Genomic DNA, 13,295 nt, shown 5'->3' with positions numbered 1-13,295 from the left:
CCTGCTGAGACCCCGTACCGCCGCGCGCGGTGCGGGGTCTCACGCTTTTCTCAGGCGGGGTTCGCAACCCGCTCGCCCTACCGGTGCGTCACTTATGCTCGAAAGGTCGCACTCCAGGTGAAATGAGGCGATATGGCCGAACACCGGAAGACCCGCTTCACGGGTCGACGCGGACTGCGGATCGCGCTGTTCGCGCTGGTCGCCGTGCTGTTGCTGGTCGTAGGACTCGGTGGGCTCGCCTACTGGAAGCTGAACCGGAACCTGCACGGCGTCGACATCTCAGGCCAACTGGGCAGTGCCCGGCCGCCCGCGTCCACCGACGGCTCGTTCAACCTGCTGGTGCTCGGCTCCGACTCGCGGGCCGGCGCCAACGGCGACCTGGCCGGTGGTGGCACCGGGGACACCGCCCGCTCCGACACCGCCATGGTGGTGCACGTCAACCAGACGCACACGGCCGCCTCGGTGGTCTCCATACCGCGCGACACCCTGGTCGCCCGGCCCGCCTGCACCGGTCCGGACGGCAAGCCCGTCCCGGCGGTCCACAGCGCGATGTACAACTCGGCGTTCGAGGTCGGCGGACCGGTCTGCGCGGTGAAGACCACCGAGCAGCTCACCGGGATGCGGATGGACCACTTCGTCGAGCTGGATTTCGCCGGCTTCGCCTCGGTGATCGACGCGATCGGCGGGGTGGACGTCACCACCACCGTTCCGATAAGCGACCAGGACAGCGGGCTCCAACTGCCGGCCGGCACCCATCACCTGGGCGGGCAGCAGGCGCTGGCGTTCGTCCGCACCCGGCACGGCGTCGGCGACGGCAGCGACCTGGGGCGGATCGAGCTCCAGAAGGAGATGGTGAAGGCCATGCTCGGCCGGATCGACGCGCAGGGCCTGGCCACCGATCCGGTGGCGGTGTGGAGCCTCGGCGACAAGCTCACCAAGTCGCTCACCACCGACTCCGACCTGGCCTCGGTGAGCTCGCTGGTGGGCCTGGCGCAGACCCTGAAGCGGATCGGCCCGGATCAGCTGACCATGGTCACACTGCCTGTGACGTACGCCCCCAGCGACCCGAACCGGGTGGCCCCGAAGAACCCGGACGCCCAGCAGCTCTGGGCGGCGCTGCGGGTCGACCAGCCGGTGCCGACCTCGGTGGTCTCCGAGCAGCCCAGCAACCCGGCGGAGGCCTCCCCGTCCGCCCGGGCGTCGATCAGCCCCGGCGCGGCGGCCCTGTACCGGGGCGCGGAATAGCGCAACCCCCCTCCCGGTTTGGGAAGAAGCGGGCAGTGCTGGCACACTGGTCCGTCGGTCCCGGTTCACGTGCGGATGTCCATGTTCGCCGACCCGGTGCCCTCCCGATCAGCTAGGAGAATCCGTTGAAGTCCAACGTTCACCCGGAGTACGTGGTCACCAAGGTGACCTGCACCTGCGGCAACGAGTTCACCACTCGCTCGACCGAGACCAGCGGTGAGATCCGTGCCGAGGTCTGCTCGAACTGCCACCCGTTCTACACCGGCAAGCAGAAGATTCTGGACACCGGTGGCCGCGTGGCCCGCTTCGAGGCGCGCTTCGGCAAGAAGCTTTCCGGCAACAAGTCGGCCTAGCGCTTCCACGGCGCCGGTCTCGGGCGCCCTCGTGTACTGCACGGGGGCGTTCGGGCCGGCGCCGTTCGCGTCTCTCCTGCCCAGCACCCAGGTTGGGCACCCCCTGTTCGGCACTCACGGAAGTAGGACCACCCGATGTTCGAGGCAGTCGAAGAGCTCCTCGTCGAGCACGCCGACCTCGAGAAGAGGCTGGCCGATCCGTCCGTGCACGCCGACCAGGCGAACGCGCGCAAGCTGGCCAAGCGGTACGCCGAGCTGACCCCGATCACCCGGACCTACCTGGCCTGGAAGCAGGCCGGCGAGGACATCGTCGCCGCGCGTGAACTCGCCGCCGAGGACCCGGACTTCATCGCCGAGGCGAAGGCGTCCGAGGCGCAGCAGGCGGAGCTCACCGAGGAGCTGCGGCTGCTGCTGGTGCCGCGCGACCCCAACGACGACAAGGACGTCATCCTGGAGGTCAAGGCGGGTGAGGGCGGCGAGGAGTCCGCGCTGTTCGCCGGTGACCTGCTGCGGATGTACCTGCGGTACGCGGAGCGGGTCGGCTGGAAGACCGAGATCATCGACGCCAACGAGTCCGACCTCGGCGGCTACAAGGACGTCTCGGTGGCCGTGAAGACCAAGGGCAACGCTGAGCCCGGCCACGGTGTCTGGGCGCAGCTGAAGTACGAGGGCGGCGTGCACCGGGTGCAGCGGGTGCCCGCGACCGAGTCGCAGGGCCGCATCCACACCTCCGCCGCGGGCGTGCTGGTCACCCCGGAGGCCGAGGAGGTCGAGGTGGAGATCCACGCCAACGACCTGCGGATCGACGTCTACCGCTCCTCCGGCCCGGGCGGGCAGTCGGTCAACACCACCGACTCCGCGGTCCGGATCACCCACCTGCCGACCGGTATCGTCGCGTCCTGCCAGAACGAGAAGAGCCAGCTGCAGAACAAGGAGCAGGCGATGCGCATCCTGCGTTCGCGGCTGCTGGCCGCCGCGCAGGAGGAGGCCGAGCGGGAGGCGTCCGACGCCCGCCGCAGCCAGGTCCGCACGGTCGACCGCTCCGAACGGATCCGGACGTACAACTTCCCGGAGAACCGCATCTCCGACCACCGCACCGGGTTCAAGTCGTACAACCTGGACCAGGTGCTGGACGGCGACCTGAACGCGGTGATCCAGTCCTGTGTGGACGCCGACGCCGCGGCCAAGCTGGCCGCCGCGCAGGAGAACTGAGCCTAAGGGGCCCGAGGGATGAACCTGCTGCTCGCCGAGGTGGCCCAGGCCACCCAGCGCCTGGCCGCGGCCGGCGTACCCTCGCCGCGCTTCGACGCCGAGGAGCTGGCCGCGCACATCCACGGCGTGAAGCGCAGCCAGCTGCACACCGTGCCGGACGGGGACTTCGACGCCCGCTACTGGGAGGCGATCTCCCGCCGCGAGCAGCGCGAGCCGCTGCAGCACATCACCGGGCGGGCGTTCTTCCGCTACCTCGAACTGGAGGTCGGCCCCGGGGTGTTCGTGCCCCGGCCGGAGACCGAGACAGTGGTCGAGTGGGCGATAGAGGCGGTCCGCGCGATGGACGTCGCCGAGCCGCTGGTGGTCGACCTGTGCACCGGCTCCGGGGCGATCGCGCTGGCGCTCGCCCAGGAACTGCCGCGTTCCACGGTGCACGCGTTCGAGCTCGACGAGGGCGCGATCGCCTACACCCGCCGCAACATCGAGGCCAGCCCCGACCGGGCCCGGGTCCACCTGCACCAGGGCGACGCCACCAAGGCGTTCGCCGACGACCGGGCCTGGGACGGCCGGTTCGACCTGGTGATCAGCAACCCGCCGTACATCCCGCTCACCGAGTGGGAGTACGTCGCCCCCGAGGCCCGCGACCACGACCCGCAGATGTCGCTGTTCTCCGGCGAGGACGGCCTGGACACCATCCGCGGCATCGAGCGGGTCGCCGCCCGGCTGCTGCGGCCCGGCGGCGCGGTGGTGATCGAACACGCGGACACCCAGGGCGGCCAGGTCCCGTGGATCTTCCGCGAGGAGGGCGGCTGGACGGACGCCGCCGACCACCGGGACCTGAACAACCGGCCGCGCTTCACAACGGCCCGGAGGGCTTCGTTGTGAACATCACGCACAGCACGACAGCGCGCCGCGCCTCGCTGTAACCACCACTGAATTCACCGGAAGGGGATTGCTCCGATGAGCCGCCGATACGACTGCTCCGACGCCCAGGATCGCGCCAGCGGGCTGCGTGAGGCCGCCACGGCGATCCGCCGCGGGGAGCTGGTGGTGGTGCCGACCGACACGCTGTACGGGATCGCGGCGGACGCGTTCTCGCCGGAGGCGGTCGGCGCGCTGCTGGCGGCCAAGGGGCGCGGGCGGAACATGCCCTCGCCGGTGCTGGTCGGCTCGCCGACCACGCTGCACGGGCTGGTCACCGACTTCTCCGAGCAGGCCTGGGAGCTGGTGGACGCGTTCTGGCCGGGCGGCCTGACCCTGGTGGCCCGGCACCAGCCGTCGCTGCGCTGGGACCTGGGCGAGACCCGGGGCACCGTCGCCGTCCGGATGCCGCTGCACCCGGTCGCGCTGGAGCTGCTGAACGCCACCGGCCCGCTCGCGGTGTCCTCCGCCAACAAGACCGGCGGCCCGTCCCCGTCCACCTGCGACGCGGCCGAGGCGCAACTCGGTGACGCGGTGTCGATCTACCTCGACGGCGGGACGGCCGACTACGCCACGGCCTCCACCATCGTCGACGTCACCGGCAAGGTGCCGGTGGTGCTGCGGGCGGGCGCGATCAGCGTCGAGCAGCTGAGGGAGGTCGCTCCGGACGTCGAGGCCGGCAGTTGACCGCCGCCCCGTTGTACGGAGCGGGGAGTGCCCTGGCGCCGTTCCCGGCGTCCGGGCCGCTCCCGCTGGACACCTTCAAGATCCTGTTCGTCTGCACCGGCAACATCTGCCGCTCCCCGATCGCCGAGCGCCTGGCGCGGTTGGAGCTGGACTCCCGGCTGGGCGCCCGGGTGGGCGGCCGGATCGTCGTGGAGAGCGCCGGGACCTGGGGCCACGAGGGCGCCCCGATGGAGGCGCACGCGGCCACCGTGCTGGGTGAGTACGGCGCGGACAGCGCCGGCTTCGCCGGGCGGGAGCTGCTCGACGAACACGTGATCGACGCCGACCTGGTGCTGACCGCGACCCTGGACCACCGCGCGCAGGTGATCTCGATGGGACACGCGGCGGGTCTGCGCACCTTCACGCTGAAGGAGTTCACCCGGTTGGTGCAAAGGGTCGATCCGCGGACCCTGCCCGACCCCAGGGACGGCGCGCGGCTGACCGAACGCGCCCGCGCGCTGGTCCGCTCGGCCGCCGCCCTGCGCGGCTGGCTGCTGGCCGCCGCACCGGAATGGGATGAGCTGAGGGACCCGTACGGGGCGCCGATCGGCATGTTCCGCAACTGCGGCGAAGAGATATTCGACGCGCTGGACCCGGTGGTGACCGCACTGACCGGCGTGGACCGGTGAGTTGAGCGCCCTCCACTAAAGTTTCGGTGGAGAAGTTGTGAAGCCTGCGTGTGCAGGCAATGCAGGTGACCGGGGCGCGGCCGAAAGGCCCAGTCCCGCGCGTGGGGGCGGGCCCGGTGACAGGGGCCGACCTAGGCTGGAGAGATCTCCGCCCGCACCGGCCCCCTCGCCCTTCGGCTGGGGGACCCCCCACCCGGGAGCCAGCATGACGGTCGCCGATGCCCGACAGACCCACTGGCAGGCCGCCGAGGCCCTGCGCGCGGCGGACCCGCTGACCGCCGACCTGCTCGCCGCCGAGGACGAACGCCGGGCCGATTCCGTGCAGCTGCTGGCCGGCGAGAACCTGGCCACCCCCGCCGTGCTGGCGGCGCTGACCGGCCCGCTGATCGACAAGTACGCCGAGGGCTACCCCGGCCGCCGCCACCACACCGGCTGCGCGCCCGCCGACACCGTCGAGCTGCTGGCGGTCGACCGGGCCCGCGAACTGTTCGCCGCCCCGCACGCCAACGTCCAACCCCGGTCGGCGACTTCGGCCGTGCTGGCGGCCTACGCGGCGCTGCTGCGGCCGGGCGACGCGGTGCTGGCGATGTCGCTGGAGCACGGCGGCCACCTGAGCGCCGGTTCGCGGGCCAACTTCTCCGGCCGCTGGTTCCAGTTCCACGGCTACGGGGTGCGCGAGGAGGACGGCCTGATCGACCTCGACCAGGTCCGCCGGCTGGCCCACGAGCACCGTCCCAAGGCGATCGTCGCGGGCGGCATCTCCTACCCCCGGCACCTGGACTGGGCGGCCTTCCGGGAGATCGCCGACGAGGTGGACGCCTACCTGATCGCCACCGCCGGGCAGAGCGCCGGCCTGGTCGCGGCCGGCCTCGCGCCGTCCCCGGTGCCGTACGCGGACGTCACCGCCGTGGCCACCCACAAGCTGCTGCGCGGCCCGCGCGGCGGCCTGCTGCTGTGCACCGACGAACTGGCGGACCGGATCGACCGCGCGGTGTTCCCGTTCTGCCAGGGCGGGGCGGCGATGAACGAGGTGGCCGCCAAGGCGGTGGCGCTGGCCCAGGCGGCCACCCCCGCCTTCGCCGAGTACGCCCGCCGGGCCGTGGCCGGAGCGCGGGCGCTGGCCGCCGCGCTGGCCGCCGCCGGGGCCGCGCCGCTAACCGGCGGCACCGACACCCACCTGGTGACCGCCGAGGTCGGCGGCCTCGGCCTGACCGGCGTGGAGGCCGAACGCCGTTGCGCCGCAGCGGGGTTGATGCTCGGGAGGTGCGCCGTCCCGTACGACCCGGCGCCGCCCACCGAGACCTCCGGGATCCGGCTCGGCACCGGCACCTGCGCGGCCCAGGGGATGGGGGAGAGCGAGCTCGGCGAGGTCGGTGAGCTGCTCGGACAGGTGCTGCGCGGGGCCGAGCCGGCGTCGGTGCGGGGCCGGGTCCGGGAGTTGGCGCGGGCCTTCGCCGGGCGCCGCTGAGCATCCGGTGGTCGCGGAGGCGAACCGCGATGCGGGGGCTGGGCGTCGGAGTCAATAAGGTGTGCACCGTGGCGACGCACCTCGAACCCCGAACCTGCGCGGGAGTACCCTGCGTACTCGTCCGTCGGACCGTGACCCTGGAGGCCAGTGGTGCGTGAGTATCTGCTGGTCCTGTTCGTCTCGGCGGCAGTGACCTACCTGCTGGTGGCCCCGGTGCGGAAGTTCGCGATCGCCGCCGGCGCCATGCCCGCGGTCCGGGCGCGTGACGTGCACCGCGAACCGACCCCGCGGCTCGGCGGCATCGCGATGTTCGGCGGCCTGCTGGCCGGCCTGCTGGCGGCGTCCCAACTCACCAACCTGGGGCGGCTGTTCGTACAGAGCGCGGACGTCAAGGCGCTGCTGTCCGGGGCCGGGATCATGTTCGTGCTGGGCGTCCTGGACGACAAGTGGGGCGTGGACGCGCTGGTGAAGCTCGGCGGTCAGATGATCGCGGCCGGCGTGATGGTGTGGCAGGGCGTCACGGTGATCTCCATCCCGGTGCCCGGCTACGGGACGGTCACCTTCACCCCCACCCAGGGCATGCTGATCTCCGTCACGCTGGTGGTCGTGATGGTGAACGCGGTGAACTTCATCGACGGCCTGGACGGCCTGGCGGCGGGCATGGTGTGCATCGCCGCGATCGCGTTCTTCCTGTACTCGTACCGGCTCTGGCTGGGCTACGGGATCAACGACGCCGCTCCCGCCGCGCTGTTCACCGCCGTGCTGATCGGCATGTGCCTGGGCTTCCTGCCGCACAACCTGCACCCGGCGCGGATCTTCATGGGCGACTCCGGCTCGATGATGCTGGGCCTGATGCTGGCCGTCGCCGCGATCTCCATCACCGGCCGCGTCGACCCCGACCTGATCTCGGCCCGGACCGGTTCGCAGACCAGCGCCGTGCACGCCCTGGTGCCGATCTACATCCCGCTGATCCTGCCGCTGACGGTGATCGCGCTGCCGCTGGCGGACCTGCTGCTGGCCGTGGTGCGCCGCACCTGGGCGGGCAAGTCGCCGTTCGCGGCGGACAAGCAGCACCTGCACCACCGGCTGCTGGAGGTCGGGCACTCGCACAGCCGGGCCGTGCTGATCATGTACTTCTGGGCCGCGCTGATCGCCTTCGGCACCGTCGCGGTCTCGATCACCAACACCGGCCGCACGGTCGTCCTGACCATGGCGGGCCTGTGCCTGGTGGGCCTCGCGGTGCTGCTGATGCCGCGCTTCAAGCCGCGCGCCCCGAAGGCCGTTCAGCCGTTCGTGCCGCCCCGCTACCGCAGCAGCGAGCGGGCCGCCGGGCCGGATTCCGTGAAGGCTGCTAAGGACGCCTCCGAGGACGCCTCCGAGGTGCCCGCGATGGCCGAGCTGTCGGCCGAGGACAAGGCCCTGCTGGGGCGGATCGGAACGGGGGCGACGGCGTCCGGCCGGCGGGACGAGCGGCAGCCCTGACGCGGTGTCAACTCCCGTTGGGCCGTTCGGATACACCCGTTCGGCGGCACCCGTGGGCCGGTGGTGTGACAGGTGCCACACGTTCATGGTAAAGCTCTCATCAAATAGTTTGTGATACCGTTCACGAGTACCGAGAACACGCCGAAAGACCTGACATGGAGGACTTCCGTCCCTGGTCGGTCTCCCTCGACGGGCTCCGCCCTCAGTGGTGGTCCGCGGCGTGGTTCTCGTCCTTGTACCTCTGCCCCTTGCCACCGACATGCCGCCGGAGCTGCCGACATGCCGTCCCACGACGCCCGGATCCTCCGTGGCGCCGCAATCCCCACTGCGGCCGCCGGAGTGATCGCCATGGCGATCTCCTTCGCCGTTGCCCAGGGGAAGGGCCTGCTCGGCGCCCTGCTGGCAACGGTGGTGGTGATCGGTTTCTTCGGATTCGGCCAGGTCGCACTCGACCGGCTGACCCGGAACAATCCGCAGATGATGATGGCGGCAGCGCTGCTGGTCTACACCACGCAGATCCTGTTGATCGGCATTCTGCTGGCAGTCGCCAAGCACCTCTCGTTCTTCGACCACAAGGTCTTCGGTTTCACCCTGCTCGGGCTCGCGATCATCTGGACGGCGTTCCAGGTGCGCGGCTGGCTCAGGGCGAAGACCTTCTACGTGGAACCCGACGGCAAGTCGAAATCCGGGCGTCAACCGTGAGTGGGGCACACCGTCCCCCTCGCGAGGGGGGCGGTGTTTATGCCCTCCTGACGGGCTGCTATCGTCCGTCCCAACGGCGGAGTGCGGGATGCGGCCAGGTCCCTCCGGGAATCGGACGGATCGCCCCCCAGCTCCACGAAGCTTTCGAAGATCCCGTGGCGTGGATATGCGCCGCGCAGGGTCCGCGAGAAATCCAACTAGTTCCAGTGCCGCACCGTGGCCGCAGGCCACGCCGACACACCGAGGTTGCCGTAACCATGCGTCAGAACGAAGGAGTCTGTGGTGGGTGCTGACGTCCAGCTCGCCTCCGAGGCCGGTTGCCACCTGAACTCCGGCTGCGGCTTCCCGGCCCCCGGCCTGAACGAGTTCGACTTCAAGCCGATCTTCTCGATCGGTAGCGTCGACTTCACCAAGCCGATGCTGCTGTCGATCATCTGCGCACTCCTGGTGGTCGGCTTCTTCTGGGCCGCGTTCGCCAAGCCGAAGCTGCTCCCGGGCAAGCTCCAGCTGGTCGGCGAGATCGGGTACGACTTCGTCAAGCGGAGCATCGTGCTCGAGACGATCGGCAAAAAGGGCGAGAAGTACGTCCCGATGCTGGTCTCGATGTTCTTCTTCGTGTGGATCATGAACATCATGTCCATCATCCCGTTCGCCCAGTTCCCGGTGATGTCGCGCATCGCGTTCCCGGTCGGGCTCGCGGCGATCGTGTGGATCACCTACATGACGCTGACCTTCAAGAAGCACGGCTTCGTCGGCGGTATGAAGAACCTCTGCTGGCCGTCGGGCATCCCCGGCTGGGTCATGTTCATCCTGGTGCCGATCGAGTTCTTCTCGAACATCTTCGTGCGCCCCTTCACCCTCGCGGTCCGAGCCTTCGCGAACATGTTCGCCGGTCACCTGCTGATCGTCGTCTTCTCGGTGGCCTCGTGGTACCTGCTGAGCCCCAGCATCGGCGCCCTGTACGGCTCGGTGTCCTTCGTGGTGGCCGTCGGTCTGACCGGTTTCGAGCTGCTGGTGCAGTTCCTGCAGGCGTACATCTTCGTGATGCTCGCCAGCAGCTACATCGCCGGTGCCCTGGAAGAGGCGCACTGAGCCCCGCGGCCCCGGCCGCGCCCCTGAACTCCCGGTGGCCAACACCCACCGGTATCCCATCCCCGCAAAGGATTAGCTGAGATGTCCGCTCTCGCCGCTGGTGTGTCCGGTTCCGTTGCTTCCATCGGCTACGGCCTCGCTGCGATCGGCCCCGGCATCGGTGTCGGTCTGATCTTCGGTAACGGCGTGCAGGCGATGGCCCGTCAGCCCGAGGCTGCCGGCCTGATCCGCTCCAACATGTTCATCGGCTTCGCCCTGACCGAGGCCCTCGCCCTGATCGGCATCGTCATGCCGTTCGTCTACGGCCAGTGAGCCAGGCGCACCGGTAGTCAATTCCGACGAAAGGTTCTGATATGACCCCCGAGGTTCTCCTCGCGGCTGAAGAGAAGATGAACCCTCTTCTCCCCGCGTGGCCCGAGGTCATCATCGGCCTGCTCTGCTTCTTCATCGTCTTCGGTCTTCTCGGCAAGAAGCTCCTCCCCAGCATCGAGAAGGTGCTGGAGGAGCGCCGCGACTCCATCGAAGGCGGCATGAAGCGCGCGGAGACCGCTCAGGCCGAGGCCCAGGCCCTGCTGGAGCAGTACCGTGCCGAGCTGGCCGAGGCGCGTCACGAGGCCGCTCGGATCACCGAGCACGCCCGTGAGCAGGGCGCTGTCCTGATCGCCGAGATGCGCGAGGAGGGCCAGCGTCAGCGCGAGGCCATCGTCGCCGCCGGCCACGCGCAGATCGACGCCGACAAGAAGCAGGCGACCGCCGCCCTGCGCCAGGACGTGGGCTCGCTGGCCTCCCAGCTGGCCTCCCGCATCGTCGGTGAGTCCCTGGAGGACCACGCCCGCCAGAGCGGTGTCATCGACCGCTTCCTGGACGAGCTGGAGTCCAAGGCCGCCGCTGCCCAGGGTGCGTCCAAGTGATCGGCGCGAGCCGTGAGGCCCTCGCCGCCGGTCGCGAGAACCTCGAGAGCCTGACCGACAACACTTCGGTGGACGCGGCCAAGCTCGCCGAGGAACTCGCCGCCGTCACCGTGCTGCTGGACCGTGAGGTCTCGCTGCGCCGCGTGCTGACCGACCCGTCGCGGTCCGGTGAGGACAAGGCCCAGCTGGTCGCCTCGCTGCTGGCCGGTCAGGTCTCCGGCGAGACCGTCGACCTGGTCTCCGGCCTGGTCCGCTCGCGCTGGTCCGGTTCGCGTGACCTGGCCGACGCGGCCGAGCAGTTGACCGCGTACGCCGAGGTCATCGCCGCCGACAAGGCGGGCGCGCTGGACGATGTCGAGGACGAGCTGTTCCGGTTCGGCCGGGTGGTGGCGGGCTCGCACGAGCTGCGCGCCGCGCTGACCGAGCCGAAGGCCGACAAGGCCGCCAAGACGGCGCTGATCCGCAAGCTGCTCGGCGGCAAGGCCAACGCGGGCACCGTCCGCCTGGTCACCAGCCTGGTCACCGCCCCCCGGGGCCGTAGCCTGGAAGGCGGCCTGGAGTCCTACTCCAAGCTCGCCGCCTCCCGGCGTGGCCGCGTGGTGGCCCTGGTCACCAGCGCTGTGCCGCTGTCGGACCGCCAGAAGGAGCGGCTCGCCGCTGCGCTGGCCGGCCTGCACGGCCGTCCGGTGCACCTGAACATCGACGTGGACCCCGAGGTCCAGGGCGGTGTCCGGGTGCAGATCGGCGACGAGATCATCGACGGCACCGTCGCGAGCCGCCTCGAAGGCGCTCGCCAGGGCCTCGAAGGCTGAGCACCAGCACTATCCGACCCTCGGTCGGGCGTCGGTCCACACCAGGTGGGCCGGCAAAACGTACGGCCGGTTCACCCGACCCGGCCGAGAGTCGAGCACTTGCGGCCCTCAATGGCGGGCCGAGGATCGCAAACTAGGAGAGCAGGGAAGCCTGATGGCGGAGCTTACGATCCGTCCGGAGGAGATCCGGGACGCGCTGGCCGACTTTGTCCAGTCGTACCAGCCGGACGCCGCTTCTGTGGAAGAGGTCGGCAAGGTCACTGACGCGGCGGACGGCATCGCGCATGTCGAGGGCCTGCCCTCGGTCATGGCGAACGAGCTGCTGAAGTTCGAGGACGGCACGCTCGGCCTCGCGCTGAACCTCGACACCCGCGAGATCGGTGTCGTCATCCTCGGTGAGTTCGGCGGCATCGAAGAGGGCCAGACCGTGCGCCGCACCGGCGAGGTCCTCTCGGTTCCGGTCGGCGACGGCTACCTCGGCCGCGTCGTGGACCCGCTGGGCAACCCGATCGACGGCCTGGGCGACATCGCCTCCACCGGCCGTCGTGCCCTGGAGCTGCAGGCCCCCGGCGTCATGGCCCGCAAGTCGGTCAAGCAGCCGCTGCAGACCGGCATCAAGGCCATCGACGCGATGACCCCGATCGGCCGCGGCCAGCGCCAGCTGATCATTGGTGACCGTCAGACCGGCAAGACCGCGGTCGCCGTCGACACCATCATCAACCAGCGCGACAACTGGCGCTCGGGCGACCCGGAGAAGCAGGTCCGCTGCATCTACGTCGCCGTTGGCCAGAAGGGCTCCACCATCGCGTCCGTCCGCGGCGCCCTGGAGGAGGCCGGCGCGCTGGAGTACACCACGATCGTGGCTGCTCCCGCCTCCGACCCGGCCGGCTTCAAGTACCTCGCCCCGTACACCGGTTCGGCCATCGGCCAGGAGTGGATGTACGACGGCAAGCACGTCCTCATCGTCTTCGACGACCTGTCGAAGCAGGCCGAGGCCTACCGCTCCGTCTCCCTGCTGCTGCGCCGCCCGCCGGGCCGCGAGGCCTACCCGGGTGACGTCTTCTACCTGCACTCCCGCCTGCTGGAGCGCTGCGCCAAGCTGAACGACGCCCTCGGCGGCGGCTCGATGACCGGTCTGCCGATCATCGAGACCAAGGCCAACGACGTCTCGGCGTACATCCCGACCAACGTCATCTCCATCACCGACGGCCAGTGCTTCCTGGAGTCCGACCTGTTCAACGCCGGCATCCGCCCGGCCGTGAACGTCGGTATCTCGGTCTCCCGCGTCGGTGGCTCCGCCCAGATCAAGGCCATGAAGTCGGTCGCCGGCCGCCTGCGCCTGGACCTGGCCCAGTACCGCGAGCTGGAGGCGTTCGCCGCCTTCGGTTCCGACCTGGACGCGGCCTCCAAGGCCCAGCTGGAGCGCGGTGCGCGCATGGTCGAGCTGCTGAAGCAGGGCCAGTACCAGCCGTTCGCGGTCGAGGACCAGGTCGTCTCGATCTGGGCCGGCACCACCGGCAAGCTGGACGACGTCCCGGTCGCCGAGATCCGTCGCTTCGAGCGCGAGTTCCTCGACCACCTGCGCCTGGAGCACAAGGGCATCCTGACCGGCATCGCCGAGACCCAGAAGCTCGAGGACGGCACCATCGACGCGCTGACCGCGGCGATCACCTCGTTCAAGCAGGGTTACACCACGGCGGACGGCAAGCTGCTCTCCGAGCAGGCCTGAGTCCGGTAGCGAG

The 13,295-nt window shown here is 70.2% G+C and carries 14 protein-coding genes; all 14 read left to right on the top strand.

Going from position 1 to position 13,295, the window contains the following annotated elements; all coding sequences use genetic code 11:
* Positions 1-132: 132 nt before the first annotated feature.
* The 14 genes from ACFYS8_RS07825 (at position 133) to atpA (ending at position 13,282) form a co-directional block, all read left to right on the top strand.
* Positions 133-1,245 (top strand): LCP family protein, encoded by a 1,113-nt coding sequence (locus tag ACFYS8_RS07825; protein WP_387637300.1) that lies wholly within the window; start codon positions 133-135, stop codon positions 1,243-1,245.
* Positions 1,246-1,370: 125 nt separating this feature from the next.
* Complete coding sequence (gene rpmE / locus ACFYS8_RS07820) at positions 1,371-1,598, top strand: 50S ribosomal protein L31 (protein WP_035866123.1); 228 nt, start codon at positions 1,371-1,373, stop codon at positions 1,596-1,598.
* A 135-nt stretch (positions 1,599-1,733) separates the two neighbouring features.
* Positions 1,734-2,810, top strand: a complete 1,077-nt coding sequence (gene prfA, locus ACFYS8_RS07815) for a peptide chain release factor 1 (protein ID WP_387637297.1) — start codon at positions 1,734-1,736, stop codon at positions 2,808-2,810.
* An 18-nt stretch (positions 2,811-2,828) separates the two neighbouring features.
* The gene (prmC, locus tag ACFYS8_RS07810; RefSeq protein ID WP_043916027.1) at positions 2,829-3,695 is read left to right on the top strand and encodes a peptide chain release factor N(5)-glutamine methyltransferase; all 867 of its coding nucleotides are present in this window, start codon (positions 2,829-2,831) and stop codon (positions 3,693-3,695) included.
* Between the two features lie 75 nt (positions 3,696-3,770).
* On the top strand, positions 3,771-4,418 hold the full coding sequence (locus ACFYS8_RS07805) for an L-threonylcarbamoyladenylate synthase (RefSeq protein WP_387637294.1): 648 nt from the start codon (positions 3,771-3,773) through the stop codon (positions 4,416-4,418).
* A gap of 32 nt (positions 4,419-4,450) precedes the next feature.
* Positions 4,451-5,086, top strand: a complete 636-nt coding sequence (locus ACFYS8_RS07800; RefSeq protein WP_387638843.1) for a protein-tyrosine-phosphatase — start codon at positions 4,451-4,453, stop codon at positions 5,084-5,086.
* Between the two features lie 205 nt (positions 5,087-5,291).
* Positions 5,292-6,554: a serine hydroxymethyltransferase gene (glyA, locus tag ACFYS8_RS07795; protein WP_387637292.1), complete on the top strand. Its 1,263-nt coding sequence runs from the start codon at positions 5,292-5,294 to the stop codon at positions 6,552-6,554.
* A gap of 150 nt (positions 6,555-6,704) precedes the next feature.
* A complete protein-coding gene (locus ACFYS8_RS07790; protein WP_387637289.1) occupies positions 6,705-8,036 on the top strand; it encodes a glycosyltransferase family 4 protein in 1,332 nt (443 codons plus the stop codon).
* A gap of 279 nt (positions 8,037-8,315) precedes the next feature.
* Positions 8,316-8,738 carry a hypothetical protein gene (locus tag ACFYS8_RS07785; RefSeq protein ID WP_387637286.1) on the top strand — a complete coding sequence of 141 codons (423 nt, stop codon included), beginning with the start codon at positions 8,316-8,318 and terminating at the stop codon, positions 8,736-8,738.
* A 279-nt stretch (positions 8,739-9,017) separates the two neighbouring features.
* A complete protein-coding gene (gene atpB / locus ACFYS8_RS07780) occupies positions 9,018-9,830 on the top strand; it encodes a F0F1 ATP synthase subunit A (RefSeq protein ID WP_387637284.1) in 813 nt (270 codons plus the stop codon).
* Between the two features lie 81 nt (positions 9,831-9,911).
* Positions 9,912-10,142 (top strand): ATP synthase F0 subunit C, encoded by a 231-nt coding sequence (atpE, locus tag ACFYS8_RS07775; RefSeq protein ID WP_100588007.1) that lies wholly within the window; start codon positions 9,912-9,914, stop codon positions 10,140-10,142.
* A gap of 41 nt (positions 10,143-10,183) precedes the next feature.
* Positions 10,184-10,741 (top strand): F0F1 ATP synthase subunit B, encoded by a 558-nt coding sequence (locus ACFYS8_RS07770; protein WP_387637282.1) that lies wholly within the window; start codon positions 10,184-10,186, stop codon positions 10,739-10,741.
* On the top strand, positions 10,738-11,553 hold the full coding sequence (locus ACFYS8_RS07765; protein ID WP_387637279.1) for a F0F1 ATP synthase subunit delta: 816 nt from the start codon (positions 10,738-10,740) through the stop codon (positions 11,551-11,553). The genes ACFYS8_RS07770 and ACFYS8_RS07765 overlap by 4 nt, the downstream gene beginning before the upstream one ends.
* Positions 11,554-11,707: 154 nt before the next feature.
* The gene (gene atpA / locus ACFYS8_RS07760; protein ID WP_043916035.1) at positions 11,708-13,282 is read left to right on the top strand and encodes a F0F1 ATP synthase subunit alpha; all 1,575 of its coding nucleotides are present in this window, start codon (positions 11,708-11,710) and stop codon (positions 13,280-13,282) included.
* Positions 13,283-13,295: the final 13 nt, after the last annotated feature.

This window comes from Kitasatospora sp. NPDC004615 (genome assembly GCF_042873545.1).
Classification (GTDB): domain Bacteria; phylum Actinomycetota; class Actinomycetes; order Streptomycetales; family Streptomycetaceae; genus Kitasatospora.
Note: the sequence above shows the minus strand (reverse complement) of the source record. Positions and strands in the feature narration are given on the sequence as shown.

Excerpts from the sequence above, each read along its gene's own strand:
- ACFYS8_RS07825 (WP_387637300.1), top strand. The coding sequence starts at position 133 with ATGGCCGAACACCGGAAGACCCGCTTCACGGGTCGACGCGGACTGCGG.
- prfA (WP_387637297.1), top strand. The coding sequence starts at position 1,734 with ATGTTCGAGGCAGTCGAAGAGCTCCTCGTCGAGCACGCCGACCTCGAG.
- prmC (WP_043916027.1), top strand. The coding sequence starts at position 2,829 with ATGAACCTGCTGCTCGCCGAGGTGGCCCAGGCCACCCAGCGCCTGGCC.
- ACFYS8_RS07805 (WP_387637294.1), top strand. The coding sequence starts at position 3,771 with ATGAGCCGCCGATACGACTGCTCCGACGCCCAGGATCGCGCCAGCGGG.
- glyA (WP_387637292.1), top strand. The coding sequence starts at position 5,292 with ATGACGGTCGCCGATGCCCGACAGACCCACTGGCAGGCCGCCGAGGCC.
- ACFYS8_RS07785 (WP_387637286.1), top strand. The coding sequence starts at position 8,316 with ATGCCGTCCCACGACGCCCGGATCCTCCGTGGCGCCGCAATCCCCACT.
- atpE (WP_100588007.1), top strand. The coding sequence starts at position 9,912 with ATGTCCGCTCTCGCCGCTGGTGTGTCCGGTTCCGTTGCTTCCATCGGC.
- ACFYS8_RS07770 (WP_387637282.1), top strand. The coding sequence starts at position 10,184 with ATGACCCCCGAGGTTCTCCTCGCGGCTGAAGAGAAGATGAACCCTCTT.
- atpA (WP_043916035.1), top strand. The coding sequence starts at position 11,708 with ATGGCGGAGCTTACGATCCGTCCGGAGGAGATCCGGGACGCGCTGGCC.